The organism is Amycolatopsis sp. VC5-11, from assembly GCF_037034185.1.
GTDB lineage: Bacteria > Actinomycetota > Actinomycetes > Mycobacteriales > Pseudonocardiaceae > Amycolatopsis > Amycolatopsis nivea.
In genome coordinates this window covers 114,391-140,327 of sequence record NZ_JBAGKF010000021.1, presented here as the reverse complement: position 1 = coordinate 140,327, position 25,937 = coordinate 114,391, and the positions used below count along the sequence as shown (strand labels likewise).

General features: G+C 71.2%; 21 protein-coding genes. 5 read left to right on the top strand and 16 right to left on the bottom strand.

Features of this window, described 5'->3' with window-relative positions:
• Positions 1-212: 212 nt before the first annotated feature.
• The 4 genes from WA670_RS39080 to ileS all read right to left on the bottom strand — a co-directional run bounded on the left by WA670_RS39080 (position 213) and on the right by ileS (position 7,238).
• Positions 213-1,814, bottom strand: coding sequence for a penicillin-binding transpeptidase domain-containing protein (locus tag WA670_RS39080; RefSeq protein WP_037812408.1), 1,602 nt, complete (start codon positions 1,812-1,814; stop codon positions 213-215).
• Between the two features lie 127 nt (positions 1,815-1,941).
• Entirely contained in the window at positions 1,942-3,333 is a 1,392-nt protein-coding gene (locus WA670_RS39075) for an amino acid permease (protein ID WP_336161126.1), read from the bottom strand.
• 59 nt (positions 3,334-3,392) lie between these two features.
• Entirely contained in the window at positions 3,393-3,983 is a 591-nt protein-coding gene (locus WA670_RS39070; protein WP_037812410.1) for a helix-turn-helix domain-containing protein, read from the bottom strand.
• A gap of 93 nt (positions 3,984-4,076) precedes the next feature.
• Positions 4,077-7,238 (bottom strand): isoleucine--tRNA ligase, encoded by a 3,162-nt coding sequence (gene ileS / locus WA670_RS39065; protein ID WP_336161125.1) that lies wholly within the window; start codon positions 7,236-7,238, stop codon positions 4,077-4,079.
• Between the two features lie 412 nt (positions 7,239-7,650).
• Here ileS and WA670_RS39060 point away from each other — a divergent pair, with 412 nt between their 5' ends.
• Together WA670_RS39060 and WA670_RS39055 are read left to right on the top strand one after the other, a co-directional pair.
• On the top strand, positions 7,651-9,420 hold the full coding sequence (locus tag WA670_RS39060; protein ID WP_336161124.1) for an HSP90 family protein: 1,770 nt from the start codon (positions 7,651-7,653) through the stop codon (positions 9,418-9,420).
• Positions 9,420-12,164, top strand: coding sequence for a hypothetical protein (locus tag WA670_RS39055; protein ID WP_336161123.1), 2,745 nt, complete (start codon positions 9,420-9,422; stop codon positions 12,162-12,164). The genes WA670_RS39060 and WA670_RS39055 overlap by 1 nt, the downstream gene beginning before the upstream one ends.
• 165 nt (positions 12,165-12,329) lie before the next feature.
• Here WA670_RS39055 and WA670_RS39050 read toward each other — a convergent pair whose 3' ends face one another.
• Complete coding sequence (locus WA670_RS39050; protein WP_134728586.1) at positions 12,330-13,673, bottom strand: MFS transporter; 1,344 nt, start codon at positions 13,671-13,673, stop codon at positions 12,330-12,332.
• A 64-nt stretch (positions 13,674-13,737) separates the two neighbouring features.
• Here WA670_RS39050 and WA670_RS39045 point away from each other — a divergent pair, with 64 nt between their 5' ends.
• Entirely contained in the window at positions 13,738-14,526 is a 789-nt protein-coding gene (locus WA670_RS39045; RefSeq protein ID WP_134728585.1) for an ArsR/SmtB family transcription factor, read from the top strand.
• Here WA670_RS39045 and WA670_RS39040 read toward each other — a convergent pair.
• The 11 genes from WA670_RS39040 to WA670_RS38990 all read right to left on the bottom strand — a co-directional run bounded on the left by WA670_RS39040 (position 14,471) and on the right by WA670_RS38990 (position 23,855).
• Positions 14,471-15,088 carry a hypothetical protein gene (locus WA670_RS39040; RefSeq protein WP_275295603.1) on the bottom strand — a complete coding sequence of 206 codons (618 nt, stop codon included), beginning with the start codon at positions 15,086-15,088 and terminating at the stop codon, positions 14,471-14,473. The genes WA670_RS39045 and WA670_RS39040 overlap by 56 nt on opposite strands.
• A gap of 152 nt (positions 15,089-15,240) precedes the next feature.
• On the bottom strand, positions 15,241-16,092 hold the full coding sequence (gene wag31, locus WA670_RS39035) for a DivIVA-like cell division protein Wag31 (RefSeq protein ID WP_037812417.1): 852 nt from the start codon (positions 16,090-16,092) through the stop codon (positions 15,241-15,243).
• Between the two features lie 53 nt (positions 16,093-16,145).
• The gene (locus tag WA670_RS39030; protein WP_037367937.1) at positions 16,146-16,418 is read right to left on the bottom strand and encodes a YggT family protein; all 273 of its coding nucleotides are present in this window, start codon (positions 16,416-16,418) and stop codon (positions 16,146-16,148) included.
• 115 nt (positions 16,419-16,533) lie between these two features.
• A complete protein-coding gene (locus WA670_RS39025) occupies positions 16,534-17,106 on the bottom strand; it encodes a cell division protein SepF (RefSeq protein ID WP_037812419.1) in 573 nt (190 codons plus the stop codon).
• A gap of 81 nt (positions 17,107-17,187) precedes the next feature.
• The gene (locus WA670_RS39020) at positions 17,188-17,931 is read right to left on the bottom strand and encodes a YggS family pyridoxal phosphate-dependent enzyme (protein ID WP_336161122.1); all 744 of its coding nucleotides are present in this window, start codon (positions 17,929-17,931) and stop codon (positions 17,188-17,190) included.
• Positions 17,928-18,641: a peptidoglycan editing factor PgeF gene (gene pgeF, locus WA670_RS39015; protein WP_043838484.1), complete on the bottom strand. Its 714-nt coding sequence runs from the start codon at positions 18,639-18,641 to the stop codon at positions 17,928-17,930. Before pgeF ends, WA670_RS39020 begins: the two co-directional genes overlap by 4 nt.
• Positions 18,642-18,966: 325 nt before the next feature.
• The gene (ftsZ, locus tag WA670_RS39010) at positions 18,967-20,283 is read right to left on the bottom strand and encodes a cell division protein FtsZ (RefSeq protein WP_336161121.1); all 1,317 of its coding nucleotides are present in this window, start codon (positions 20,281-20,283) and stop codon (positions 18,967-18,969) included.
• Positions 20,284-20,511: 228 nt separating this feature from the next.
• Complete coding sequence (locus WA670_RS39005; protein WP_336161120.1) at positions 20,512-21,273, bottom strand: anti-sigma factor; 762 nt, start codon at positions 21,271-21,273, stop codon at positions 20,512-20,514.
• A complete protein-coding gene (gene sigK, locus WA670_RS39000; protein WP_037812427.1) occupies positions 21,270-21,863 on the bottom strand; it encodes an ECF RNA polymerase sigma factor SigK in 594 nt (197 codons plus the stop codon). The genes WA670_RS39005 and sigK overlap by 4 nt, the downstream gene beginning before the upstream one ends.
• Positions 21,856-22,581 carry a DUF1365 domain-containing protein gene (locus tag WA670_RS38995; RefSeq protein ID WP_238608301.1) on the bottom strand — a complete coding sequence of 242 codons (726 nt, stop codon included), beginning with the start codon at positions 22,579-22,581 and terminating at the stop codon, positions 21,856-21,858. Before WA670_RS38995 ends, sigK begins: the two co-directional genes overlap by 8 nt.
• The gene (locus WA670_RS38990) at positions 22,575-23,855 is read right to left on the bottom strand and encodes an NAD(P)/FAD-dependent oxidoreductase (protein ID WP_037812429.1); all 1,281 of its coding nucleotides are present in this window, start codon (positions 23,853-23,855) and stop codon (positions 22,575-22,577) included. The genes WA670_RS38995 and WA670_RS38990 overlap by 7 nt, the downstream gene beginning before the upstream one ends.
• A 63-nt stretch (positions 23,856-23,918) precedes the next feature.
• On the opposite strand from WA670_RS38990, the gene WA670_RS38985 reads away from it, so the two are divergent.
• Entirely contained in the window at positions 23,919-25,157 is a 1,239-nt protein-coding gene (locus WA670_RS38985; protein WP_238605456.1) for an SAM-dependent methyltransferase, read from the top strand.
• Positions 25,154-25,933 (top strand): DUF1295 domain-containing protein, encoded by a 780-nt coding sequence (locus WA670_RS38980; RefSeq protein ID WP_134728579.1) that lies wholly within the window; start codon positions 25,154-25,156, stop codon positions 25,931-25,933. The genes WA670_RS38985 and WA670_RS38980 overlap by 4 nt, the downstream gene beginning before the upstream one ends.
• Positions 25,934-25,937 lie beyond the last annotated feature (4 nt).

Below are 25,937 nucleotides of genomic sequence, written 5' to 3'. Positions count from 1 at the left end.
GCAGCCGCGGCGTGCGCCCTGGTTGCCGCGATGCGCGGCATCAGCCGGGCTTCGTGGCTTCTCCGCACCCGCCGACACGCATCGCGGCTCGCGGAACTGGCGCGGTCGCGAGGTCCGTGAAGGGCTCCTTGAGGGAATCAGATTCCCTCAAGGAGCCCTTCACGGACTTTCAACGGGAGAGGAACCCGCCGCACACCCGCGCTGCTGGGTCCCTACAGCGCGTCGAGGAACTTGGCGCCCAGCGAGACGGCCGGTTTGGAGTCGTTGGCTCCCTCCAGGAACACCGCGAACGCCAGGTCGCCGCGGTAGCCGACGAACCAGCCGTGTGCCTCCGCGCCGTCGCCGAACTGCGCGGTGCCGGTCTTGCCGAATACCGGGCCGGAGTGTGCCAGGCCGGTCGCCGTGCCGCCGGTGACGACCTCGCGCATCATCCCGCGCAGCGCCGCCAGGACCGGGCCGGACGGCGGGTGGTAGCCGGTGTTGACCTTGGTGCCGTCCTCCCACAGCCGCGGCACGACCGCGCGCCCGGACGCCGCGGTCGCCGCCATCACCGCCGCTCCCATCGGGCTGACCTGCACCTTTCCCTGGCCGATGCCGTCCTCGACCTGTTCGTCCGCGTTCGCCGCCGGGTCGACGCGGCCCATCTCGGTGGACAGGCCCTCGATCGAGAAGTCGGCGTTGAGGCCGAACTGGGTGGCCGCCTTCGCGAGCCCGTCGGCGGGCAGCTGCGACGCGAGCCGGGCGAACGTGGTGTTGCAGGACTTCGCGAACGCCTTGTGCACGGTCGTCGTGCCGAGGTCGAACCCCTCGTTGGAGAGCGTGCGGGTGCCGATCCGGTCGGTCAGCGGGCACGGAACCGTGGAATCCGGCGTGACGATCCCGGCTTCCAGCGCCGCGGTCGCGGTGACGATCTTGAACGTCGACCCCGGCGCGTACTGGCCGCTGAACGCCGACGCCGCGTTGGTGACGCTGGCGTTCTGCGCCACCGCGAGCAGGTCGCCGGAGGACGGCTGGATGGCGACCAGGACGGCCTTGCCGTGATACCCGTCGACGGCGGCCTGAGCCGCGTTCTGCGTCGCGACGCTGAGCCCGGTGGCAGCCGGTTTGTGGTCGCCTTCGGGGTTTCCGAACAGTGCTTCGAGGTTCTTGCCCGAGGCGTCCACGCGCTCGACCGCGAACGCTTCGGACGACTGCCCGTGCCCGGTGAGCGCCGAACGGAGCAGCGGGAACGCCTTGTCGTCAGCCAGCTTCAGTCCCCCGCCGCCGGAGACGACGAGCGGTTTGCCGTCGCGGTCGACGACCGCCGGGACGTCCGAGGACGCGATCGCCAGCCGCTGCCCCGCTTCCAGCTTCGGGTGCAGCACCGTCGGAGCCCAGTGGACCCGCCACTTGCCCTGCGCCTGGACGAGCCCGAGGCTGCCGGTGTACGTCCAGACGTGGCCCGGGCCGAGGTTCCAGGTGATCGTGTAGCCGGCGGTGGCCTTGTCGCCCTGCGCCGCGCCGACGTCGCCGAGCTTCGCGGTCAGTTCCTTGGGCTTGAGCGTCGCCCACGCGTCCTGCAGTGCGGTAGAGGCGTCCATCGGAGCGTCGGTGGCTTTGCTGGCGGCGTCGGCGTCCTTCCCCGCGAAAGCGAGCAGGTACGTGCGGGCCGCCGACGTCGGATCGCTCGGCTCCGCAGCCGTCGAGGCCGGCTCCGTGCCTGGTGAGGCCGCTGTCGTTCCGCCACCGTTGAGCAGCACGACCGCGGCCACGACGATCGCGACCACGACCAGCGCGCCCCCGATCAGCACGCCCTTCTTCCCGGCAGGACTCACCGTCGCCTCCCCCTCGCCCACGCGGTCCGCCCGCGTCGCTGGCTCAGCTTGCCCATCGCAGCGCGGGACCGGGCGTTACCTCGGGGAACGCGACGGATTCGTGATCAACGCCGAGCCGTATAGGTCGTTATACAGTCTGGTCAGCCGCCCGGCGGGCGCGTTGCCAGCAGATCCCGGCCACGACCAGCGCCGCCACGAGGACGCCTGAGCTGATCAGCTGGATCCGGGCGTCGGCGTCGCCGGTCATCACCGCCAGGATCGCGATCATCGCGGCGAGCGTCGCCCAGGTCAGGTACGGGAAGCCCCACATGCGCACGGTCAGGCTCTCCGGCGCGGTGCGTTCCAGCTGCTTGCGCACCCGCAACTGCGTGCAGGCGACCAGGATCCACACGATCAGCAGCACCGAGCCGACCGCGTTGAGCAGGTACTGGAAGACGGTGTCCGGCCAGAGCGCGTTCAGCGCCACGGCGACGAACCCGAAGAGCACCGAAGCCGCGACCGCGAAGACGGGTACGCCGTTGCGGTCCACTTTGGTCAGTGCGCGCGGCGCGTGGCCGCGTTGCGCCAGCGAGTACACCATGCGGGCCGCGCCGTACATGTTGGTGTTCAGCGTGGACAGCAAGGCGAACAGCACGACCACGTTCATGATCTGCCCGGTCGCCGGGATCCCGATCCGCTCGAGCACCGCGGCGAACGGGCTCTGTCCGATGTGGACACTCGACCACGGCAGCAGCGAGACGATGACCAGCATGGAACCGATGTAGAACACCGAAATCCGCACGACCGCGTTGCGGACCGCCTTGCCGACCGCGTGCGCGGGGTCGTCGGACTCGGCGGCCGCGATGGTCACCACTTCCAGGCCGCCGAAGGTGAAAACCACCGCGAGCAAGCCGGTGCCGACGCCTTCCCAACCATTCGGCAGCAGCCCGCCGTTGCCGAGGAGGTTGGTCGTGCCGACGAAGGACGTTCCCGGGAGCACACCGAGGAACGCGAGCACGCCGAGGACCAGGAAGGCCACGACCGCCACGACCTTGATCAGCGCCAGCCAGAACTCCAGCTCGCCGAAGCGGGACACCGCGGTGAAGTTGACCGCGGTCAGCACGGCCATGAAGAGCAGGACCAGCGCCCACTGCGGAATGCCGGGCAGCCAGCTGTTCACGATGATCGCGGCCGCGGTGGCCTCGACGGCGAGCACGACCACGAGCGCGGCCCAGTACAGCCAGCCGATGGCGAACCCGGCCCACGGCCCGAACGCGCGCTCGGCGTGCACCGAAAACGACCCGCTGGACGGGATCGCGGCGGCCATTTCCGCCATCATGCGCATGACCAGCATCGCGAGCGTGCCCGCGAGCACGAAGGACAGCACGATGCCGGGCCCGGCAAGCTTGATCCCGACGCCGGAGCTGACGAACAGTCCCGAACCGATCACGCCGCCCATCGCGAGCATGGCGAGGTGCCGCTGGCGCAGGCCGGCGGCCAGCCCCTCGGCGGCCGGTTCGGCGGCGGCTTTCGAAGTCATGGGGAAATCCCTAGCAGACGCGTTCCGCGGCGCAGGAGCCGAGGCCCGTCCGTCCGGAGTCACCGGCTGGGCCGGTAGCGGGCCCTGAGGTGGAATCGTTCGCCCTGCGGCCCGAGGATGCTGAGGAATTCCACCGCGTGCTCGTCGGCGTTGCCGAACCAGTGCGGCAGATGCGTGTCGAATTCGGCGACCTCGCCGGCCTTCAGCACGAAATCCTGGTCGCCGAGGATCATCCGCAGCCGTCCGCTCAGGACGTACAGCCAGTGGTATCCCTCGTGCGAACGCGGATCCGGGTCGAGCCGGTCGGTCCGCCCGGCGGGAAGGATCTGCTTGTACACATGCAGCCCGCCGGGTTTGCGGGTCAGCGGCAGGACCGTCATGCCGTTGCGGTCGAACGGCCGGAGATGCACGCGCGGGTCGCCGCTGGGCGGGGCGTCGACGAGTTCGTCGAGCGGCACCTGATAGGCCTTGGCCAGCGGGAGCAGCAGTTCCAGACCCGGTTTGCGCTGCCCGGATTCCAGCCGGGACAGGGTGCTCACCGCGATCCCGGTGGTCTCCGACAACGCGGTGAGAGTGATCCCGGTCCGGCGGCGCAGCTCCCGCAGCCGCGGCCCGACCGCGGCCAGCACGGCGTCGAACTCTTCGCTCATGCCCTCATGGTGCGGGCGGCTTTGCGGTTTCCGCCAAGAATTTTGCCGAAACCGCGGTCTTGCCCCGGACTCCCGGAGCAAGACCGCGGCACGTCACGCCTTAGCGACCGCCACGCGCACCTTCACGCCCTCGCCGACCGTGCCGTCGAAGCCCTCGGCGACCTCGCCGTAGGACACCGACGTCGCGAGCGTCTCGGACGCCACGAACTCCTCGTGCTTGCGCACCGCGGCCGTCACCTCGTCGGCGGCGTCCACGGTCAGCGAGATCCGGTCGCCGACGTCGAGACCGGCCTCGCGGCGCGCCTGCTGGACCACGCGGACCAGGTCGCGGGCAAGGCCCTCGGCCGCCAGGTCCCCGGTGACCTCGGTGTCCAGCACGACCAGGCCGGCCCCGCCGGGCAGTTCGGCCGCCGCGCCGCCGCCGGACGCGACCAGGCGCCGGTCGTACTCGCCCTCGACCAGTTCGACGCCCGCCGCCACGACCGCGCCGGACGCGTTGGTCGTCCAGTCGCCCGCCTTGACCGCCTTGATCACCTGCTGCACGGCCTTGCCCAGCCGCGGCCCGGCCGCCCGCGCGTTCACCGCGACCTCGAACGTGCCGTGCGCCGCGACGTCGGTGGTCAGCTCCACCGACTTCACGTTCACCTCGTCCCGCAGGATCTCGGTGAACCCGCGCAGCGCTTCGACGTCCTCGGCCGCGACCACGAGCTTCGCCAGCGGCAGCCGCACGCGGAGCTTGTTCGCCTTGCGCAGCGCCAGCGCCGACGACGCCACCTGCCGCACCTTGTCCATCGCGGTCACCAGCGCCGCGTCGGCGGGCAGGTCGAGCGCGTTCGGCCAGTCGGTCAAGTGCACCGAACGGCCGCCGGTCAGCCCGCGCCACACGGTTTCCGTGGTGAGCGGCAGCAGCGGCGCGACGACCCGGCAGGTCACCTCCAGCACGGTGTGCAGCGTGTCGATCGCGTCCTGCTCGCCCGCCCAGAACCGGTCGCGCGACCGGCGCACGTACCAGTTCGTGAGCACCTCGAGGAAGTCCCGCACGGTCTGGCACGCGCCCGCGATGTCGTAGCCGTCCATCGCGGACTCGACGTCGGTGACGAGTTCGTGCGTCTTGGCGAGCACGTACCGGTCGAGCAGATGCGTCGAATCCGTGCGCCACTGCCCCTGCTTGCCTTCGGCATTCGCGTACAGGGCAAGGAAGTAGTACGAGTTCCACAGCGGCAGCACGGCCTGGCGCACCGCGTCGCGGATCCCCCGGTCGGTGACGACGAGGTTGCCGCCGCGCAGGATCGGGCTCGCCATGAGGTACCACCGCATGGCGTCGGACCCGTCGCGGTCGAAGACCTCGTTGACGTCCGGGTAGTTCCGCAGCGACTTCGACATCTTCTGGCCGTCGGAGCCGAGCACGATGCCGTGCGACACGCAGGTGCGGAACGCCGGCCGGTCGAACAGCGCGGTCGCGAGCACGTGCAGCAGGTAGAACCAGCCGCGGGTCTGCCCGATGTACTCGACGATGAAGTCGCTCGGGTAGTGGTGCTCGAACCATTCGCGGTTCTCGAACGGGTAGTGCACCTGGGCGTACGGCATCGACCCGGAGTCGAACCACACGTCGAGCACGTCCGGCACGCGGCGCATGGTGGAGCGGCCGGTCGGGTCGTCCGGGTTCGGCCGGGTCAGCTCGTCGATGTAGGGCCGGTGCAGGTTGTCCAGCCGCACGCCGAAGTCGGCCTCCAGCTCGTCCAGCGAGCCGTAGACGTCGATGCGCGGATAGGCCGGGTCGTCCGAGCGCCACACCGGGATCGGCGTGCCGAAGTAGCGGTTGCGGGAGATCGACCAGTCGATGGCGTTCTCCAGCCACTTGCCGAACTGGCCGTCCTTGACGTTCTCCGGGTACCAGGTGATCTGCTGGTTCAGCTCGACCATCCGGTCCTTGAACTGCGTCACCGCGACGAACCACGACGACACCGCGCGGTAGATCAGCGGGTTCCGGCAGCGCCAGCAGTGCGGGTACGAGTGGTCGTAGGTCTCGTGGCGCAGCAGCACCGCGCCCTGGCGCTCCGCGCCGCCGGTGCCGTTCTTGAGGTCCCGCACGATGTTCGGGTTCGCGTCGAACACCAGCTGCCCGGCGTAGTCCGGAACGGTCTCGTCGAACTTGCCGTGGTCGTCCACCGGCGTCACCGGGGCGATCCCGGCCGCGTCGGTGACTACCTTGTCCTCGGCGCCGTAGGCGGGCGCGATGTGCACGACGCCGGTGCCGTCGTCGGTGGTGACGTAGTCCGCCGACAGCACGCGGTGCGCGTTCTCCGTGCCGACGAAGTACGGGAACGGCGGCGCGTAACGGGATCCGAGCAGCTGTTCGCCGGTGTAGCGCGCGACGACGGCCGGCTCCTCGCCGAGTTCGCGCGCGTACGCGGCGACGCGGGCCTCCGCGAGCAGGAAGCGCTTGCCGTCGCTTTCCACCACGACGTACTGCACCTCGGGGTGCACCGCGGTGGCGAGGTTGGACGGCAGCGTCCACGGCGTCGTGGTCCAGATCAGCAGGTACGTGCCGTCGAGGTCGTTGTCGTTGCCCTCCAGGCGGAATCCGACCGTGACGGCCGGGTCCTGCCGGTTGCGGTAGACGTCGGCGTCCATGCCCAGCTCGTGGTTGGACAGCGGCGTCGCGTCGCGCCAGCAGTAGGGCAGGACGCGGTAGCCCTCGTAGACGAGTCCCTTGTCCCACAACCGTTTGAACGCCCAGAGCACCGACTCCATGTAGGTGACGTCGAGCGTCTTGTAGTCGTTGTCGAAGTCGACCCAGCGGGCCTGGCGGGTCACGTAGTCGCGCCACTCGTCGGTGTAGCGCAGCACGGACTCGCGCGAGGCCTCGTTGAACTTCGCGATGCCCATCTCTTCGATCTCGGTCGTCTCGGTGATCCCGAGCTGCCGCATCGCTTCGAGTTCGGCGGGCAGGCCGTGGGTGTCCCAGCCGAACCGCCGGTCGACGTGCTTGCCCTTCATCGTCTGGTAGCGCGGGACGATGTCCTTGACGTACCCGGTGAGCAGGTGCCCGTAGTGCGGGAGGCCGTTGGCGAAGGGCGGGCCGTCGTAGAAGACGTACTCGTTGTCGCCGTTCGTGCCCTCGGGACGGGCGTCGATCGTCGCCTGGAAGGTCCGGTCGCTCTCCCAGTACGCGAGGACGCTCTCCTCCAGCGCGGGGAACGACGGCTGGGACGGGACCGTGGTCTCTCCGCCCGGCGAAGCCTGGGGGTACATCCGGGTGCTCCTTGCGTTCGTCGCTCGTACGGGCGACCGGCGGCCACCCACACGGGGACGAGACGCTGGCGCGTCACGCGGTACCACCCCGCTTGCCCGGCGCACTGCTCCCGGGCCACTCGTTGCGCGGCTGTCACGGGCCGCACCCGTCCGGTTCTACTGCGGGCGGCGACCGCCCGGTTCTTCCGGAGGCTCCCCGGTGATGGCCGGATCGACGCCTTGCTGACTCCAGGTTAACCCGTCGCCGCAACCCGCTTTCGCCCTGCCCCGGCCGGGCTCGCGCCGTCGCCGGGGGAAAAGGCGAAAACCGATGTCCGGCACCGGGTTCCGCCGATACGGTAACGACCGGGCGTGCGCGGCGGATGTGCCGGGCAGATCTTCCTTCCGGCCACAGCACAGGAGTCGAGCACGGGTGAACCGTAGTTTTCAGGTGGATCTTCGCGGGGTCGTCGACCTGCTGAGCCAGCACCTCTATTCCAGTCCCCGCGTCTACGTGCGCGAACTGCTCCAGAACGCCGTCGACGCGGTCACCGCGCGCCGGGCGGCCGACGCTTCGGCGCCCGCGGAGATCGCGATCGAAGCCGGCGACGGGACGCTGCGGATCACCGACACCGGCATCGGCCTGTCCGAGGCGCAGGTGCACGAACTGCTCGCGACGATCGGCCGCAGCTCCAAACGGGACGAACTCGGCTACGGACGGCGGGATTTCCTCGGCCAGTTCGGGATCGGGCTGCTGTCGGCCTTCCTGGTCGCCGACGAGACCCGCGTCGTCACGCGTTCCGCGAGCGGCGCTCCCGCGGTCTCGTGGACCGGCCGCGCGGACGGCACCTACGCCGTCGGGCCCGGCGAACGGGACACGATCGGCACCACCGTCACCCTCACCGCGCGCCGCGGCGCCGAGCAGTGGTTCGTGCCGGAGACGGTCGCCGATCTCGCGACGCTGTACGGCTCGATGCTGCCGTTCGAAATCACCGTCAACGGCAAGGCGATCAGCGGCGCCGGCATCCCGTGGCAGGCCGACGAGCGCTCCCCCGGGCACCGCTCCGCGGACCTCGTCGGCTACGCGCAGGAGGTCCTCGGCTTCACTCCGTTCGACGTCGTCGACCTCGACGTGCCGGAGGCCTGGCTCACCGGCGTCGCCTACGTGCTGCCGTTCCCGGCGAACCCGGCCGAGCGCGCCGGGCATCGCGTGTACCTCAAGCGGATGCTGCTCGCGGAGAACGCGCCCGGGCTGCTGCCGGACTGGGCGTTCTTCGCCCGCTGCGTCGTGGACACCGGCGAGCTGCGGCCCACCGCGAGCCGCGAGGCGCTCTACGACGACGACCAGCTCGCCGCGACCCGCGAAGCGCTCGGCGAGCAGCTGCGCGGCTGGCTCGTCGGGCTCTCGGCGACCAGCCCGCGGCGGCTGAACCAGTTCCTGAAGATCCACCACCTCGGCGTCAAAGCGCTCGCGCTGCACGACGACGACATGCTGCGGCTGGTCGACGAGTGGTGGCCGCTGGAAACGAACGTCGGCCGGATGACGCTCGCCGAGTTCCGCTCGCGCCACGGCGTGCTCCGCTACTGCGCGACCGCCGACGAATTCGACCAGCTGGCCGGGGTCGCCGCCGCGCAGAACCTGCCGGTGATCAACGGCGGCTACACCTACGACAGCGAACTCGTCGAACGCGTCGGCGCGCTCGAACCGGGGGTGCGCGTCGACCGGCTCGACCCGAGCGACCTCACCACCGCCTTCGCCGATCTCGCCCCGGACACCGCGCTGGCGGTCCGGCCGTTCGTCGCGGCCGCGCAACGCTGCGTCGACCGGCTCGGCTGCGAGGTCGTGCTGCGCGAATTCGAGCCCGCGTCGCTCCCGGTGCTCTATCTCGTCGACCGCGCCGCCTCGTTCGCCGGCGAACTGCGCGCGACCAAGGAGGCCGTCGACGAGCTGTGGGCCGGGGTGCTCTCGGCCTTCGAGAAGCCGGAACGGGATCGCCCGCAGCTCGTGCTCAACTACCGGAACCCGTTGGTGCGGCGCGTTTCCCGGCTCGAGAACGCGGAACTGACCGCGCTGGCCGTCGAATCCCTCTACGGCCAGGCGCTGCTGCTCGGCAAGCACCCGATCCGGCCCGCCGACTCCGCGCTGCTCAACCGGGCCTTCCTCAGCCTTCTCGACCACGCCGTCCCGAACCGGGAGAACTGATGACCGCACCGACCGAAGAGAACCTGTGGAACCGGCTGGGGTCGGCCCGGGCCCTTCCGTTCGGCAAGGGCCAGATCGCCGCGACGGAGAGCCTGGTCCGCACCGCCGACGCCGAGCGCCTGCCGGACCTGCAGTACGCCGCCCGGCTCTCGCTCGTCCGCGCGTACACGCACGGCGGCGAGCCGGCGAAGTCGTTCGTGCCGTTCGCCTGGTGCCTCGCCAAGCACGACCAGGGCGAGGGCAACGAGCGGTGGGACTACATCCTCTTCTGGTCGTTCAAGTCCATCGTCACGTCGCTGACCGACTTTCCCGAGGTGCCGCTGGACCGCACCTACGCCGTGCTCGACGACATGGAGCGCCGGTACCGGGCGGCCGGGTACGCGATGAACCCGGTGCACCAGCACCGGCAGATCGTGGCGCGGCACGTCGGCGACCACGAAACGGCTGTCGAGCAGTACCGGCTCTGGGCCGCGGCCCCGCGCGGCGAGATGTCGGACTGCGTCGGCTGCGAACCGTCCGGCAAGGTCGCCCACCTGAGCCGCTACGGCCGGTTCGAGGAGGCGATCGAGGTCGCCGAACCGGTCCTCGGCGGCACGTTCACCTGCAGCGAGCAGCCGAACGGGATCCTCTCCTCGCTGCTGCTCCCGTTTGTCCGCACCGGACGGCTGGAGGAGGCCGCGCGAGCCCACCGGCAGGTGTACCGCACGATCCGGCACAACCGGCTGGACCTGGATCTCCTCCCCCGCCACCTCCGGTTCTGCGCGCTCACTGGCAACCACGTGCGCGGGCTTGAAATCCTCGAACGGCATCTCGGCTGGCTCGCCGACGCGCCCTCTCCGGACGTCGAGATGGAGTTCTGCGCCGCCGCCGCGCTCAACCTGCGCCTGGTCGCCGATTCCGGGCACGGCGGCACGACGGTGCGCCGTACCGACGGCGAGATTTCCGTCCAGGCACTGCACGACGAGCTTTCCGGGCGCGCACTGGGCATCGCGGCCCGCTTCGACGCCCGGAACGGCACCAGCGAGCAGAGCGACCTGATCCGCGACGTCCTCGCCGCCGAGCCGATCGTGGACCACCTCCCGCTGTCCTTGACCAGTCCGCGTCCGGTTTCCCCGCCGCGGACGCCCGTCGCACCGTCCCTTCCGGACACTCCCGAAGAGCTGGCCGATCTCGCCGACCAGCACTCCCGGCTCAGCGCTTACGAGGCCGCCGAAGCCGCGTGGGCGAAGTTCGACGAACTGTGCCCGGAACCGGCGGGGTCGCTGCTCGCCCGGCGGCTGTCCGGATCCGCGACCGCGGTCGTGGACACCGACCCCGAGGCCGCCGTGCGGGATTGGCTGCGCGCGGCCGAACTGTTCGCGGCCGAAGGCGACGAGGTCGCCCGGCACACCGCGGCGAGCAAGGCCGGGCTCGCCCGTTACCAGCTGGGCGAGCCCGAATCCGCTCTCGCCGCCCTCGCCGGCACGGCCGAGGCGCTCGCCGGGCTCGGCGACGTAGAACAGCACGTCCGCGCGCTGCTGCGGTGGTCCCTGGCGCTTTCCGGGAACGACGACCTCGACGCCGCGCTCGAGATTCTCGGCCGTGCCGAAGCCGCCGCCACCGAGGTTCCCGCTGAGCTGACCGCCCGGCTTTTGCTGCTGCGCGGCGAACTCACCGCACGCAGCGGCCGGCTGGACGAGGCGCGGGAACCGGCCGGACGCGCGGTGGACCTGTTCGCCGAAGCCGGGTTGGCCGAGCAGGAGGCGTGGGCGCGGCTCATCGCCGGACGGATGGCCGCCGCGAGCGGCGAACTCGAGACGGCCTACGCCACGGTGCGGCCTGCCGAGTCCGCCGCCTCCCCGGGCCTGCGCGCCCAGGTGCGGCACACGCTCGGCTTGCTCGCGTCCGACCTCGACCTGCGGGAGGAGGCGGTGGCCCACTACCGCGGCGAGGTCGCCGACCTGGTCGAAGCCGGGGACCTGTCCGGCGCCGCGCTCGCCCAGCTCGGACTGGCGTCCGCGGCCGAACGCGCCGGGGACCCGCTGACCGCAGCCGACGCCGCCGAGGCCGCGATCGAGGTCCTGGAGCAGGGCGGCGACGAGGACGAACTGGCCCGGGCGCGCTACCTGCTCGCCGGAGCGCACCGCGCCCTCAACCAGCCGGATCCGGCGCTGATTTTGCTGGAGCAGGTGCTCGGGCACTTCGCCGCCGCGGGCAACCAGCCCGCCGCCGGGCAAGCGGCCGAGACCATCGGCGACCTCCTCGACGAACTCGACCGCGACGCCGAGGCCGCCTCGTCCTACGGGCGCGCAGCGGAGTACTACACGGCGGCGGAACTCCCGGTCGACGCCGTGCGCAACCTCCGTCAGGCAGCGCTGTCATGGCAGTGGGCGACGGAAACGGATCAGGCGCTTTCGGTGCTGGCAGAAGCGGAAAAGAGCGCCGCGGACCTCGACGGCGACGAGCCGCCGATCCGCTGGGAACGAGCCATGGTCGCCTTGAACGGCGGCAAACTGCTGGGTGCCGCAGAGCGGCCTGAGCAAGCGCTGCCCCGGGCGACCGCGGCCGTCGAACTGTTCCTGGCCCTCGACGCGACCACCGAAGCCGCGATCGCCGCGGGCCTGCGCGCCCGGCTGCTGGTCGACCTGGGCCGCCCCGCCGAAGCCCGCGCCGCGACGCAGGCCGCGATCGAAGGCCTGCCGCCGGAAGCGACGGAACAGATCGAACGGCTCGAATACATCCTGGCGAATCTCGGCGCGGAGTAAAGCCTTTCGCCGGGCCCACGGGTTCTCCCGTGAGCCCGGCGGAGGGTGCGCTCTCGCCGGGCTTTCTCCCGGCCGATGCCGTGAGCCCCACAGCCGCTGAGCCCACGGGTCTTCTCGCAGGCCCGGCGGAAGGTGCTCTCGCCGGACTCCTCTCCCTGCCTCAGCTCACCCCGTCGGCTCAAGCCGCTTCCCGCGAACCCGCCGCTGCACCGTCACCACCGCCAACACCGCAGCCACAACCCACAACCCGCCCGAAACAAACCCCAGCAAGTGCAAGCCATGCACAAACGACCCCCGCGCCCCCGGTTCCCCTGCCACCGCACCGAAAACCGCCACACCAAGCGCACCACCTGCCTGCCGCGCCGCGTTGTTGATTCCGCCCGCGATGCCTGCCCGCTCGTCCGGCGCGTCGGCGACCGCGGCGGTCACCACGGCGGCGGTCAGCAGTCCCATTCCGATGCTGAGCACGAACAACGTCGGCAGCAGCGTCCAGTACCCGGTGCCGGGGCCGATGCGCAGCAGGTTCAGCATCGCCGCCGCGCCGAGGAGGAGCCCGGTCACGATCTGCGGGCGCGGGCCGAACCTCGCGGTGAGCCGTCCGGAGACCGGGCCGAGCAGCACCATCGGGACGAACATCGGCAGCAGCGCCGCGGCCGCGGCGATCGGGTCCGCGTGGAGCACATCCTGCAAGTACAGCGTGAACACCAGCACTGAACCCAGGCCGACGAAGTTCATCGCGGCGGACACCAGGTTCGCGCCTGCCGCCTGCCGGGACCGCAGCAGCGGCAACGGCAGCATCGGGGCCACAGAACGCCGTTCCACCACCACGAACGCCACGGCCGCCGCCACCGCGAGCAAACCGACCCATGGCGTCCCCGCGATCACCGCGTACACCGCGGAGCCGAGCGCCAACGCCGCGGTCGCCGCGCCGGGAACGTCCACGCGGCCCGGTTTCCGCACGTCTCGCGGCACCAGCCGCCGGGTCGCGACGGCCGCCGCGGCGACTATCGGGACGTTCAGCCAGAACACCGGCCGCCATCCGGCCGTCTGCACGAGAATCCCGCCCAGCAACGGTCCGGCTGGCAGGGCGAGCGCCGAAATCCCGGCCCAGATCCCCAGCGCCCGGGCGCGTTCGGTACGGCCGGGGAACGCCCCGGAGATCACGGCCATCGTGCCCGGCAGCAACAACGCCGCTCCGACCCCTTGCACCGCCCGGGCCGCGACCAGCCAACCCGCCGACTGCGCGAGCCCGCACGCCGCCGACGCGGCCCCGAAAACGCCCAGCCCGGTCAGCACCACGCCGCGGTGCCCGAGGACGTCGCCGAGCGCTCCCCCGGTCAGCAGCAACGCGGCGAGCACGACCGAATAGCCGACCACCACCCACTGCAACTGCGGGACGTCCGCGTGCAGTTCGCTGCCGAGGGTGGGGAGGGCGACGTTGACGACAGTGACGTCGAGCTGCACCAGGAACATCCCGGCGCACATGGTGAACAAGATCGCGGTGCGCATGGGTCCAGCAGACACCGGGAGCGCTTCCGTCGCGGTGGAAGTGTGCCGGGGGCATGCTGGAGGCATGGAAGGAGACGCCGACATCGCGCGCACCGCCGCCCTGTTCGCCGATCCGGCGCGGGTCCGCGTGCTGATGGCCCTCGCGGACGGCCGGTCGCTGGCCGCGTCCGTGCTGGCCGGCGAAGCGGGTCTGACCGCGCAGGGCGTGAGCGCGCACCTGTCGAAACTGCTGGCGGCTGGGCTGGTGACGGCGGAAAAGTCCGGCCGGCACCGGTTCTACCGCATCGCCGGCGCCGCCCCGGAACTGCTGGAAGCACTCGCCCGGCACTCCCCCGCGCGCCCGGTTCGCTCGCTGCGGGAAGGCACGCGCGCGGAAGCCTTGCGCACCGCGAGATTGTGCTACGACCACGTCGCCGGACGACTCGGCGTCACCGTCACGGCCGCCTTGCTCGACCGCGGCGCGCTGGCCACTGTGGACGGTGACCCGACGACGCAGCGGCGACCCGGAGACCGGATTTCCTCGCAGCTGCAAGAACATCCGTACGTGCTGGGGCCCGCTGCCGACGATGTGTTCGCCGCGTTAGGGGTGGATGTCGAAGCGGCTGCGGAGAGCCGTCGCCCGCTGCTGCGGTTCTGTCTGGATTGGACAGAGCAGCGCCATCACCTGGCCGGAGCCTTGGGCGCGGCGGTGACGCGACGGTTCATGGACGCGGGCTGGCTGCGGTCACGCGCGAAGGCGCACCGAGCCGTTCAGCTCACCGAAAGCGGCGCGAAGGTACTTGAAGAGGTGCTCGGCGTCAGCGATGCGCCGCGGCCAGCACAGCGTCCGGACCGCACCGCGCGCACGGCGTGAAGCCGAGCTGGCGTGCCTCGCCGACGCCGATCGGGATGGTGTCGCGACCGGACAGCCAGCCGCAGTCCACCAGGTGGTAGCGCGGGTACTCGTCGACGACCACGACCTCGTCCTCGAGCTCCTTGACCACCTCGAGGTCCTCCGGCGCGGTCTCCTCGACGCCGGGCGGCGTGTCGCGCACCGCCTTCGCCTCGGACTGGGGCTCGGCTTCCGCGGCGGGCTTCTCGAGCTCCGGTTCCGGCACGTCCGCCGGATCGCCCAGCTCGCCCGTCGCCGGGATCAGCGCGGTCTGCTCGGCGTCCTCCTCGGCCGGGACCGCTTCGTCCTTCGCCTCCGCCGCATCCGAATCGGCGGCTTCGGAGTCCTCGGACTCCTCGGACTCCTCGGCGTCCGAGGCGCGGTCCGCGCGCTTGCGGCGGCGCAGCCAGTCGACGAGCAGAAGGAGCCCGGCGAGCACGGAAAGGCCGATGGAAACCCAGGCCCACAGCGAGGTGCCCGTGATGAGCGCCGTGACGAGCAGCCCGAGAGCCGCCAGCACCAGAAGGAGGACGATGTAGAGCACGCTGAATTACAACACGCGCGGCCCGCCAACCGGGCGCGACCCGCCCACGCGGCGTGCTCCGCCGATGCCCCACCGTGGCGGGAACCGGACCCGGACACGCCGAAACCCCGCCGGGTCGGAAGGTCTTCCGGCGGGGTGCGTACGGCGGTGGGTCAGCCGGCCTCGGCGCGCGGGCCGAACGAGTAGCCCTGACCGCTGCTGCCGGTCGAGGACTGGCTCGAACCGGAAGAGGCCGACGCCGGGGCCGCGGAGCCGCGGTCGTCGAGCTCGCGCAGCTGGGACTCGAGGAATCCGCGCAGCCGGGTGCGGTATTCGCGCTCGATCGTGCGGAGTTCTTCGATCTTCTTGCCCAGAGCGCCCTTTTCGGCGTTCAGGTTGTTCATCGTCTCGGTGTACTTGCGCTGCGACTCGCGTTCCATGGTGGTCGCCTTGTCGCGCGCCTGGCGCTCCAGCGTCTCGGCGCGCGTGCGCGCGTCGTTCAGCATCGTCTCGGCGCGGGTGCGCGCCTCGTTCACCATCGAGTCGGACTTCGCCCGGGCGTCGGACAGCAGCTGCTCGGACTTGGTCCGCGCCTCCGCCAGCATCCCGTCGGACTCGGTCTTCGCCTCGGCGGTGAGCCGGTCGGCCATCTCCTGCGCCAGGCCGAGCACCTTGGCGGCCTGGACGTTCGGCTCGCCGCTGTCGGGGACCATCGAGTGCGCCTGGGTCTGCTCCATCGCCGAAGCGGGCGGCGGAACCGGGGCGAGCCGCCGCGACGGCTCGGGGTCGCGGCCCGGCGGCGGGCCGGCGACCTTCGCGTTCTCGAGCTCCGAGCGGGTCGACTCGAGCTCGGAGTCGAGCTGCTCGACCTGCTGGCGCAGCTCGTTGTTGTCCTCGATCAACCGGGCAAGCTCGGTCTCCACCAGGTCGAGGAACGCGTCCACCTCGTCCTCGTTGTAGCCCCTCTTGCCGATGGGCGGCTTGCTGAACGCGACGTTATGCACGTCAGCGGGGGTCAACGACATCAGATCACCTCACGCACTCCATGGCCTGCAGGACACACCCGGGTTTTCCCCGATCACCTGGGTGTCAGTTGCATCGCGAAGAACACAACCAACAGCAGCACCATAATCGACAAGTCCAGTCCTACGCCGCCGATCCGGACCATCGGAATGATCCTGCGGAACAACCGCACCGGCGGGTCGGTCACTGTGTAGATGGTCTCGAGCGTCACCGCAACCCCTCCGGCGGGACGCCATTCCCGTGCGAAAGTCCGCACGAGCTCGACCACGATCCGGGCCGTGAGCAGCAGCCAGAAGGCAAACAGCACGTACCAGATCGCAAGCCACACAGCATTCACGGCGACCACTCTAGCGGGGGACGGCCGGATTGGGCGCGACCAGTCGCCCTGAGGGCGACATAGTCGACAAAATCACGTCTGGCTGCGCCCAGCGGTCCGTTCCCGTTCACCCGCGCAGGAACAATCCGCCCTCGGCGATCCGCCTGCGGTCCTCGGCGGTCACGTCCACGTCGGGCGGTGAGAGAAGGAACACCTTGTTGGTGACCTTGTCCATCGACCCCCGCACGGCGAACGCCAGGCCCGCCGCGAAGTCCACGATCCGCTTGGCGTCCGCGTTGTCCATCTCGGTGAGGTTGATGATCACCGGGATGCCCTCGCGGTAGTGCTCGCCGATCGCCCGCGCCTCGATGTAGCTCGTCGGGTGCAGCGTGGTGATCCGGCTGAGCGGGTCCCTCGCCGGCGCGGCGACCGGTTCGGCGACCGGGCGCAGCCGGGCGACCGGCTCCGGCTGGCGGTCCACGGCGAGCGCGCCGTGCGTCGCCGGCTCGGCCGCCATCGACCGGGACCGCACGCGCGCGGCCGGTTCGTCGTAAGCCTCTTCGACGTCGCGGTAGCGCGCCCGGGACCGCGCCGGCGGCTGGTCGTAGCCGTCGTCGTAGTCGTCGTAACCGTCGTCGTAGCCGTCTTCGTCCGCGGGCACCATCCCGAAGTAGGCCTTCAGCTTCTGCAGCGCGCTCATAGCCTCTCCCTAGCCCTTGCCGCTCCCGCACCGTTGTGCCCCGCCCGGCCGGACACGAAACGTGACCACCGGGCGGACTCCCTACGGCGAGGCTAAACCGCGCCCGCCGAGCAACGCGGTTCCGACACGCACACACGTCGAGCCGTGCCGGATCGCCTGGTCCAGATCATGGCTCATTCCGGCGGACACGTCAGCCGCTTCGGGATGCCGGGCGCGGACTCTTTCCGCTGCGTGGGACAGGCGGGCAAAAGCAGTGCCCGGGTCCTCCCCTAACGGGGCCACCGCCATCACGCCTCGCAGTCGCAGCTCCCCCGTGTGGGCGATGCGGTCGGCGAGGGCGTCGAGCTCCTCGAGCGGGGTCCCGCCGCGCGCGACGTCGCCGTCGAGGCTCACCTGGACCAGGACGTCGAGCGGTCCGGTCCGCTCCCCCGCCTCCTGCGCGGCGGCGACCGCGCGGGCGAGCGCGTCGGCGAGCCGCGCCGAATCGACCGACTGCACCTCGGCCGCCCAGCGCACGACCGAACGCGCCTTGTTCCGCTGCAGCCGCCCGACCATGTGCCAGCGCGGCGCGGCGTCCGGGCGCAGCTGCGCGACCTCGGCCGCCTTCGGACCGGCTTCCTGGTCGCGGTTCTCGGCGAGGTTCATCAGCCCGAGATCGGTCAGCAGCGCGGCGTCGCTCGCCGGGAAGGTCTTGGTGACGCCCAGCAACCGCACCTCGTCGCGGGAACGGCCGGCCTCGGCGCACGCGTTCGCGATGCGTTCCTCGACCGCGGCCAGCGCCGCCGCCAGCTCCGCCCGCCGCTTCTCTGCCGGGTCCTCGGTCACGCTTTCTCCTCTTCAAGCCAGGTGATGCCGGCGATGCGGCCGGTGGTGCCGTCGCGGCGGAAGCTGAACAACGTCTTGTCCTCCGCCGTGCAGCGCGGATCCGCGCCGACGCGTCCGACGCCGAGGTCGGCCAGCTGCTGCCAGAGCCCGGCGCGCAGGTCCAGACCGGTCGTGCCCTTGCGCGTTTTGCACGCGCTGCCGGGCAGGTGTTTCTCGACGTCCGCGGCCATCGCGGCCGGGACCTCGTAGCAGTCGCCGCAAATGGCCGGGCCAAGCAACGCCTCGACGCGGCCCGGTTCGGCGCCGAGATCGCGCATCGCCTCCAGCGCGGCGGGAACCACGCCGACGCGCGCGCCGACCCGGCCCGCGTGCACCGCGGCGACGACGCCCGCTTCCGGATCCGCCATGAGCACCGGGACGCAGTCCGCGACCAGCACCACGAGCGCGACGCCCGGACGGTCGGTCACCAGCGCGTCGGTCGCTTCGGCCGCGGCGGTCTCGGTGCCGTCCACGACGGTCGCGGTGCGGCCGTGCACCTGCTCCATCCAGGCCAGCTTGTCCTCGGCGAGACCGAGTTCGGACGCCAGCCGCTTGCGGTTGGCGTAGACGTCGCCCGCGTCGTCGCCGACGTGGTCGCCGAGGTTGAAACTCTCGTACGGCGGCCGGGAAGCCCCGCCCGCCCTGGTCGTGACCACTCGTCGTACTCGCACCCCGCCATCCTGCCAAAAACCGCGGCGGCCGCTGAGGCGAGTCTCGCGAGCGGCGGTCCCGGTTCTCGCCGGAGCCATTGCGCACGAGACCCCTGGAAGTCCCGAGGTTCCGCACCGCCAGACGGCGTCGCGAGCGGCGGTCCCGGCGAGAACCGGCATCGCCACTCACGACGCCAGCCCGGCCGCACGCCTCTGCCGCTGCGCATGGTGCGGGCCCTCGTGAGCGGCGGTCCCGGTCAGAACCGGCGCCAACACCCACGAAGGTCCGGACACGGCAACGGCCGCCCCGGACAGATCGGGGCGGCCGTTGCTCGCGAGTCCTTGCTTACCGCCGCATGAACGGGGGCACGTCGACGTCGTCGTCGGTCGGGTCGTCGTGCACCGTCGTCGGGCGGCTCGGCAGACCGCCCGTCGCGGAACCGGAGCCGATCGGCGAATACCCCCGCGAGCCGCCGCCCGGCTGGGGAAGGCCGCCCGGCGGGGTGCCGGTGCCCGGCTGCGGCAGGCCTGAGGGCGGGGTCCGCGGCGGTGCGACCGGGTAGCCGGAGCTGCCCGCAGGCGGCACCGGAGTGGCTCCGGTCTGCGGCGGGGTCTGCGCGGCCGAACCGCCGCCGACCTGGCTCGCCGCGGCGGACGCGGTGCCGTTGCCCTGTTTGCCGCCGAACGCGGGCGGGTCGAGCTTCTTGTGGGTGGGCGCGCCCGCGTCGAAGCCGGCCGCGATCACCGTGACGCGGACCTCGTCGCCGAGGGAGTCGTCGATGATCGTGCCGAAGATGATGTTCGCGTCCGGGTGCGCCGATTCCTGCACGAGCGACGCGGCCTCGTTGATCTCGAACAGCCCGAGGTCCGATCCGCCCGCGATGGACAGCAGCGCGCCGTGCGCCCCGTCCATCGACGCTTCCAGCAGCGGCGAGTTGATCGCCTTCTCCGCCGCCTGTATCGCCCGTCCCTCCCCGCGCGCGGAGCCGATGCCCATCAGCGCGGAGCCCGCGCCGGACATGACGCTCTTGACGTCGGCGAAGTCCAGGTTGATCAGACCCGGCGTGGTGATCAGGTCGGTGATGCCCTGGACACCGGAGAGCAGCACCTCGTCGGCGGAGCGGAACGCGTCCATCAAGGACACGCCGATGTCGCCGAGCTGCAGCAGCCGGTCGTTCGGGATCACGATCAGCGTGTCGCACTCGTTGCGCAGCTGCTGGATGCCGTCCTCGGCCTGCTTGCCGCGGCGTTTGCCCTCGAAGGTGAACGGGCGGGTCACCACGCCGATCGTGAGCGCGCCGAGCTTGCGGGCGATCTGCGCGACGACCGGCGCGCCGCCGGTGCCGGTGCCGCCGCCCTCGCCCGCGGTCACGAACACCATGTCGGCGCCCTTGATGACCTCTTCGATTTCCTCGCGGTGGTCCTCGGCCGCCTTCTGCCCCACCTCGGGGGCGGCTCCGGCGCCGAGTCCGCGGGTGAGTTCCCGGCCGATGTCGAGCTTGACGTCGGCGTCGGACATGAGCAGTGCCTGCGCGTCGGTGTTCACCGCGATGAACTCGACACCCTTGAGGCCGACCTCGATCATCCGGTTCACGGCGTTCACGCCGCCGCCGCCGATGCCGACGACCTTGATCACCGCAAGGTAGTTGTGCGGGGGCGTCATCGGGTCCGCCTTCCTGATCGTGATGTGCACATGCCGCCCGCCGGGGCCGGAAACCCTCAACCTCAACCCGAGAGTGAGAGTTATGTCAACCACCGGCGTCAAGGCAGGACGGTAGGCGCCGCGCAAGCTCTAATCCAGTAGCCACGCCGTGAGCGGCAAAGGTGTTTTGCCACAACGCGAAGCCGCGCGCAAGGCCGGAACCCGCCGCGAGGCCCGGCGCGCGGTCTGCTATGCGGGCACCGAAGCGACCAGGACCACGTCCTTCGACGGCTTCCCCGACGGCGACCCGCCCGCCTGCTCCACGCTCACCGCGAACTGCTGCGCACCGGCCAATCCGTCCGCCACCACCAGCGAACCCGACGGTCCGCCCGGCAGCAGACCGGCCGGACGCGGCGCGAGCTCCGGGCCCATCAGCCACGCCTCGTACACCTGCCCGGACAGCACCGGCGGCAGCCCGGACTGCATGAACATCACGCGGTCCAGCTTCCGCGAAACCACCACGGTCCCGCCGCCTCCGCGCGGCGACGCGACGTGCGACGTCTGGCTGTCCGGCGCGGCGAGCAGCTCGGCCACCGGCGCGTAGCGGTCGCGCGCGGCGTCCAATTCGGACTGTGCGCTGTTCAGCTGGCTGCTGGTGTGCAGCGCGATCCCGCCGAACACGCCGGCCAGGGCGAGCCCGATGACGGCCGCCGCGGCGGCGATCAGCATCGGCCAGCGACGCGGTCCGCGCGGACGCGGTTCCGCGGCGCCGGTCCGCGGCGGCAACTGGCGCGTCGTGCGCATCTCCGCCAGCACCCGGTCCTTGAGACCGGACGGCGGCTGCTCGTCCATCGCCGCGCCGAGCCGGGCCGCGGTCTCGCTCAGTTCCCGTACTTCCTGCGCGCAGGCTTCGCACTGTTCGAGGTGACGGCGGAACTGGGCCCGCTCGACCTCCGACAGCGCGTCGAGCGCGTACGCGCCGGCCAACGTGTGCATCTCCGGACTGCTCACGCCGTCACCCCCAGGCAGTCGCGCAACCGGATCAACCCGTCGCGCAGTCTGGTCTTGACCGTCCCCTGCGGCGTGTCCAGCACGTCGGCGACCTCGCGATAGGTATAGCCCTGGTAGTAGGCCAGGAGGACGGATTCCCGCTGCAATTCGGTCAGCGTCTTCAGGCAGCGCCGCACCTGCGAGCGTTCCAGCCGGGTCGCGACGGATTCGGCGACCTCGTCGAACGGCCGCCCGCGCGCGGCCTCGAAAGTCGCTTTCCGCTCGCGTTCGGTGCTTGCCCGTGCCGACCGCACCCGGTCGACCGCGCGGCGGTGCGCGAGAGTCATCGCCCAGTTCAAGACGCTGCCTTTCCCCGGCGAATAGCGCGTCGCGGTCTTCCACAGCTCCACGAGCACCTCCTGCGCGACCTCCTCGGACTGCGCGGGGTCCCGCACGATACGGCGGACGAGCCCGTAGACAGGACCGGCGAGCTGATCGTAGAGCCGTTCGAAGGCGCGTTCGTCTCCCTTCGCGACCAGCGCCATCAAATCCTCGGCACTCGTCGGCGGCACCGCCGAGAGCCGGTCCGCCGGGCGTGCGCTCTCATCCATGGAGGGCTCCTGCCGTGTTCTGTCCGGTCCGGGCGGCGAGCGGGGCCTTGCGCCGCCACAGCGCGAGTCCGTGGCGGCGGATCAGCGCGGCGACGCGCTGCGGCTGCAGCGGCCTGCCCAGCAGGAAGCGCGCGAGCGTGCGGATCCCGACCGGACGGCGGACTCCTCGCAGCGTAGCGGTCAGGGCGGCGTCTCCGTCGTGCTGCAGGACGACGGTCAACGCCAGCAGCGCGTCCGGCCGCGGCAGGTGCATCCGGTACTCCCCCGCCATCTCCTGGAACGGCGACACGTAGAACTCCTTCTCCGTCCGGAGCTCGTCACCGGGCCGGAGCAGGTAGGCGTGCCGGCCGCCGTAGGTGTTGTGCACCTCGGCGACCACGCAGGCGAGCGCGCCGTCCGGCGTGTGGCACCAGTAGACCGTGATCGGATTGAACACGTACCCGAGAACGCGCGCCGACGCGAGCATCGTCACCGGCCCGCCGCGCAAGTCCACCCCTCGGTGCGCGAGCCAAGCGTCCAGTTTGGACCGGATGTCGCCGGGTTCGTCCCGGCCGAAGTGGTCGCGGCCGTCGAAGCGCGCGAACGGCCGGAGCCACCACGGCAGCCGCGGCAGGTCGTCGAGCTCGGTCCGCCACAGGTACATCCGGTGCGCGAAGGAGTACGGCGGGTCGGCCCGCCGGACGTGCGCGACGGTGGCGTCGTAGAGAGCGGTCACCAGGTCACCCCGAAACTGGCCGCGGCGCGGACGCCGGAGGAACAGCCGTCCTCGTGGAATCCCCAGCCTTGATAAGCACCGGCGTAGGCGAGGACGCCGTCGTTCAACTCCGCCAGGTTCCGCTGCGCGGCAACGGATTCCGGCGTGTAAACCGGATGCTCGTAGGACATTTTCGCGACCACCGCGTCCGGATCGAGGCCGACGCTTGGATTGAGGGTGACGGCGTACGTCGTCGCTTCGTCGAGGCCCATCAAGCGATTCAGGTCGTACGTGACTTGGACAGCGCGCAGATCCGCCCCGCAGCCGGGGGTCCGGTAATTCCAGGAGGACCGGGCACCCGGCACGGTCGGCAGCACGGCGGGATCGGTGTGCAGCCAAGCCTCGTTGCGCGAGTAGCGGAAAGCACCGAGCAGCTTCTGTTCGGCCGCAGTGGGATCCGGCAACAGTCGCAACGCTTGGTCCGCGTGCGTCGCGACCACGACTCGGTCGACCCGGTGCGCCGTGTCGGCATCGTCGCGCACCTCGACGCCGCGCGCGGTCCGCCGCACCGCGCGAACCGGAGTGGACAAATGCACCGCGGTCAACTGCTTGGCCGCCCGCTCGACGTACTCCCGCGAACCGCCGACAACCGTCCGCCACGTCGGCGAATTCCGCACGCTGAGCATTCCGTGGTTGCGCAGGAATTCGAACAGGTACCGCGCCGGATACTGCATGGTGTCGGTGCGATCGGCGGACCACACGGTCGACACGAGCGGCAGCACGAAATGGTCCACGAAATACCGTGAATACCCGCCGATCGCCAGGAACGCGCCGAGCGGCACGTCGCCGGCCTCGGGGCGCGCCAGCAGTCGTGCGGCGTGCCGGTGGAACCGCTTCACTTCCGCCAGCATGAGCAGGTAGCGCGTGGACGCGGCATTGCTCCGTTGCGCGAACAACCCGCGCACGCCTTTCGCCCCGGCGTACTGCAGACCGCAGCCGTCGCAGCGGATGCTCATCGACATCTCGGTCTCGCGGGTGCGGACGCCGAGTTCGCCGAACAGCCGCAGCAGCGTCGGGTAGGTGCGCTCGTTGTGGACGAGGAACCCGGAGTCGACGGCGACCGTCCCGCCGTGCGCGCTCGGCACGTCGTGGGTGTGGGCGTGGCCGCCGAGCCGGTCGTCGGCCTCGAACAGCAGAACCTCGTAGCGGCGCTGCAGCAGGTACGCGGCGGTGAGGCCGGCGACCCCGCTGCCGATGACAGCGATGCGTTGTCCCGTGGTGTGGTGCACGGAAGGCATTCGGCGCGGCGACCCGGCCGGATTGGTGCCAATCCGCGCGAACCTCGGCTCCGAATCCCCCGCATGCCGAAATCCGCAGCCCATCGACTCGCCGACTTCGCCGAACGCGTCCTCGGCGGCCCGCTGCCGGTCGCCGTCCGCACCTGGGACGGGCGCCAGGCGGGGCCGGCCGGGCCGACCGTCGTCCTGAAAAACCGCCGCGCCCTGCGCTGGCTGCTGTACTCCCCTGGTGAACTGGGCCTGGCCCGCGCCTACGTCTCGGGCGACCTGGACGTCGAAGGCGATCTCACTGAGGGCTTCCGCCGGGCCTGGGCTTACCGGCCGCACCTGTCCGCACGGGACTTCGGCGAGGCGGTCCGCCTGGCTGCCCGGCTCGGGGTGTTCGGCCTGCCGCCGAAACCGCCCGCCGAAGAGGCGCGGCTGCGCGGGAAGCTGCACACCCTCGGCCGGGATCGCTCCGCGATCTCGCACCACTACGACCTGTCGAACGCCTTCTACCAGCTGCTGATGGACGATTCGATGGCGTATTCCTCGGGCTACTGGTCCGAAACCGCCGATCTCGCCCGCGCCCAGCACGACAAACTCGAGCTGATCTGCCGCAAACTCGGTCTGCGGCCGGGCATGCGCCTGCTCGACGTCGGCTGCGGCTGGGGTTCGCTGCTCGTGCACGCGGCGAAGCACCACGGCGTCGAAGCGGTCGGCGTGACCATCTCCGCCGAGCAGGTGCAACACGTCAAAACGCGGCTGGCGCAGCACGATCTGGACGACCGCGTCGAGGTGCGGCGGCAGGACTACCGGGAGCTGGCCGGGGAGTTCTTCGACGCCGTAGCGTCCGTCGAGATGGGCGAACACGTCGGCGAAGAGAACTACCCGACGTACGCCAGCACGCTGTACCGGATGCTCAAGCCGACCGGACGCCTGCTGCTGCAGCAAATGTCGCGCGGAGCGGTCGCACCCGGCGGCGGCGCGTTCATCGAGCGCTACATCGCCCCCGACATGACCATGCGCCCGCTCAGCCGCACGCTCGGCCACCTCGAAACCGCCGGCTTCGAAATCCGCGACGTGCACGCGTTGCGCGAGCACTACGTCCCGACCGTGCGAGCGTGGGCAGACACCCTGGAGCGGCACTGGGACGAGGCTGTCGCGCTGATCGGCGAGGCAGGCGCCCGGGTCTGGCGGCTGTACCTGGTCGGCGGCGCGCTCGCCTTCGAGGAGAACCGCATGGGCGTGGACCAGATCCTCGCGGTGCGCCCGGACGCGACCGGCCGCTCCGCCCTGCCGTGGACGAGGGAGTGGGCATGATCGCGCTGCTCGCCCTCACCGGCGGAGTCACCCTGGTCGCGGTCACCGTGACCTTCGGCATCGCGCGCCTGCGCCGCCGCTACGACACCATCGACACGTTCTGGGGCTTAGGTTTCGCCCTCGTCGCCGTGGTCTCGTTCCCGTTCGGCACCGGCCCGCTCGCCCTGCGCCTGACGGCCGCCGCGCTCACCGTCGTCTGGGGCGTCCGGCTGGCCGTCCACCTGCACCTGCGCAACCGCGGCAAGCCGGAAGACCCGCGCTACCAGCAGATAGCCGAACGCGCCGGGCCCAACCCCGGCGTCCGGATCTTCGTGCGGACCTACCTGATGCAGGCGGTGGTCCTGTGGTTCGTCTCGCTGCCCGTGCAATTCGCCATGTCCGGCACGGGTTTCGGCGTCACCGCCTGGCTGGGCGTGGCGGTCTGGCTGGTCGGCTTCGCCTTCGAAACCGTCGGCGACGAGCAACTCCGCCGCTTCCGCGCGAACCCGGCCAACCGCGGCGAAGTTCTCGACACCGGCCTCTGGCGCTACTCCCGGCACCCGAACTACTTCGGCGACGCCTGCGTCTGGTGGGGCCTCTACCTGCTGGCCTGCTCGACCTGGCCCGGCGCGGCGACGATCCTGTCCCCGGTCGCGATGACCTTCACCCTCGCCCGCGGCACCGGCAAGCCCATGCTGGAAAAAGGCATGCGGCAGACTCGCCCCGGCTACGCCGACTACATCGCCCGCACCAGCGGTTTCGTCCCGCTTCCCCCGAAAAAGCTCACTCCCCGGTGAGCCC

Excerpts from the sequence above, each read along its gene's own strand:
- wag31 (WP_037812417.1), bottom strand. The coding sequence starts at position 16,092 with ATGTCGTTGACCCCCGCTGACGTGCATAACGTCGCGTTCAGCAAGCCG.
- WA670_RS39075 (WP_336161126.1), bottom strand. The coding sequence starts at position 3,333 with ATGACTTCGAAAGCCGCCGCCGAACCGGCCGCCGAGGGGCTGGCCGCC.
- ileS (WP_336161125.1), bottom strand. The coding sequence starts at position 7,238 with ATGTACCCCCAGGCTTCGCCGGGCGGAGAGACCACGGTCCCGTCCCAG.
- WA670_RS39055 (WP_336161123.1), top strand. The coding sequence starts at position 9,420 with ATGACCGCACCGACCGAAGAGAACCTGTGGAACCGGCTGGGGTCGGCC.
- WA670_RS38990 (WP_037812429.1), bottom strand. The coding sequence starts at position 23,855 with ATGCCTTCCGTGCACCACACCACGGGACAACGCATCGCTGTCATCGGC.
- WA670_RS38985 (WP_238605456.1), top strand. The coding sequence starts at position 23,919 with ATGCCGAAATCCGCAGCCCATCGACTCGCCGACTTCGCCGAACGCGTC.
- WA670_RS39050 (WP_134728586.1), bottom strand. The coding sequence starts at position 13,673 with ATGCGCACCGCGATCTTGTTCACCATGTGCGCCGGGATGTTCCTGGTG.
- ftsZ (WP_336161121.1), bottom strand. The coding sequence starts at position 20,283 with ATGACGCCCCCGCACAACTACCTTGCGGTGATCAAGGTCGTCGGCATC.
- sigK (WP_037812427.1), bottom strand. The coding sequence starts at position 21,863 with ATGGATGAGAGCGCACGCCCGGCGGACCGGCTCTCGGCGGTGCCGCCG.
- WA670_RS39070 (WP_037812410.1), bottom strand. The coding sequence starts at position 3,983 with ATGAGCGAAGAGTTCGACGCCGTGCTGGCCGCGGTCGGGCCGCGGCTG.
- WA670_RS39045 (WP_134728585.1), top strand. The coding sequence starts at position 13,738 with ATGGAAGGAGACGCCGACATCGCGCGCACCGCCGCCCTGTTCGCCGAT.
- WA670_RS38980 (WP_134728579.1), top strand. The coding sequence starts at position 25,154 with ATGATCGCGCTGCTCGCCCTCACCGGCGGAGTCACCCTGGTCGCGGTC.
- WA670_RS39025 (WP_037812419.1), bottom strand. The coding sequence starts at position 17,106 with ATGAGCGCGCTGCAGAAGCTGAAGGCCTACTTCGGGATGGTGCCCGCG.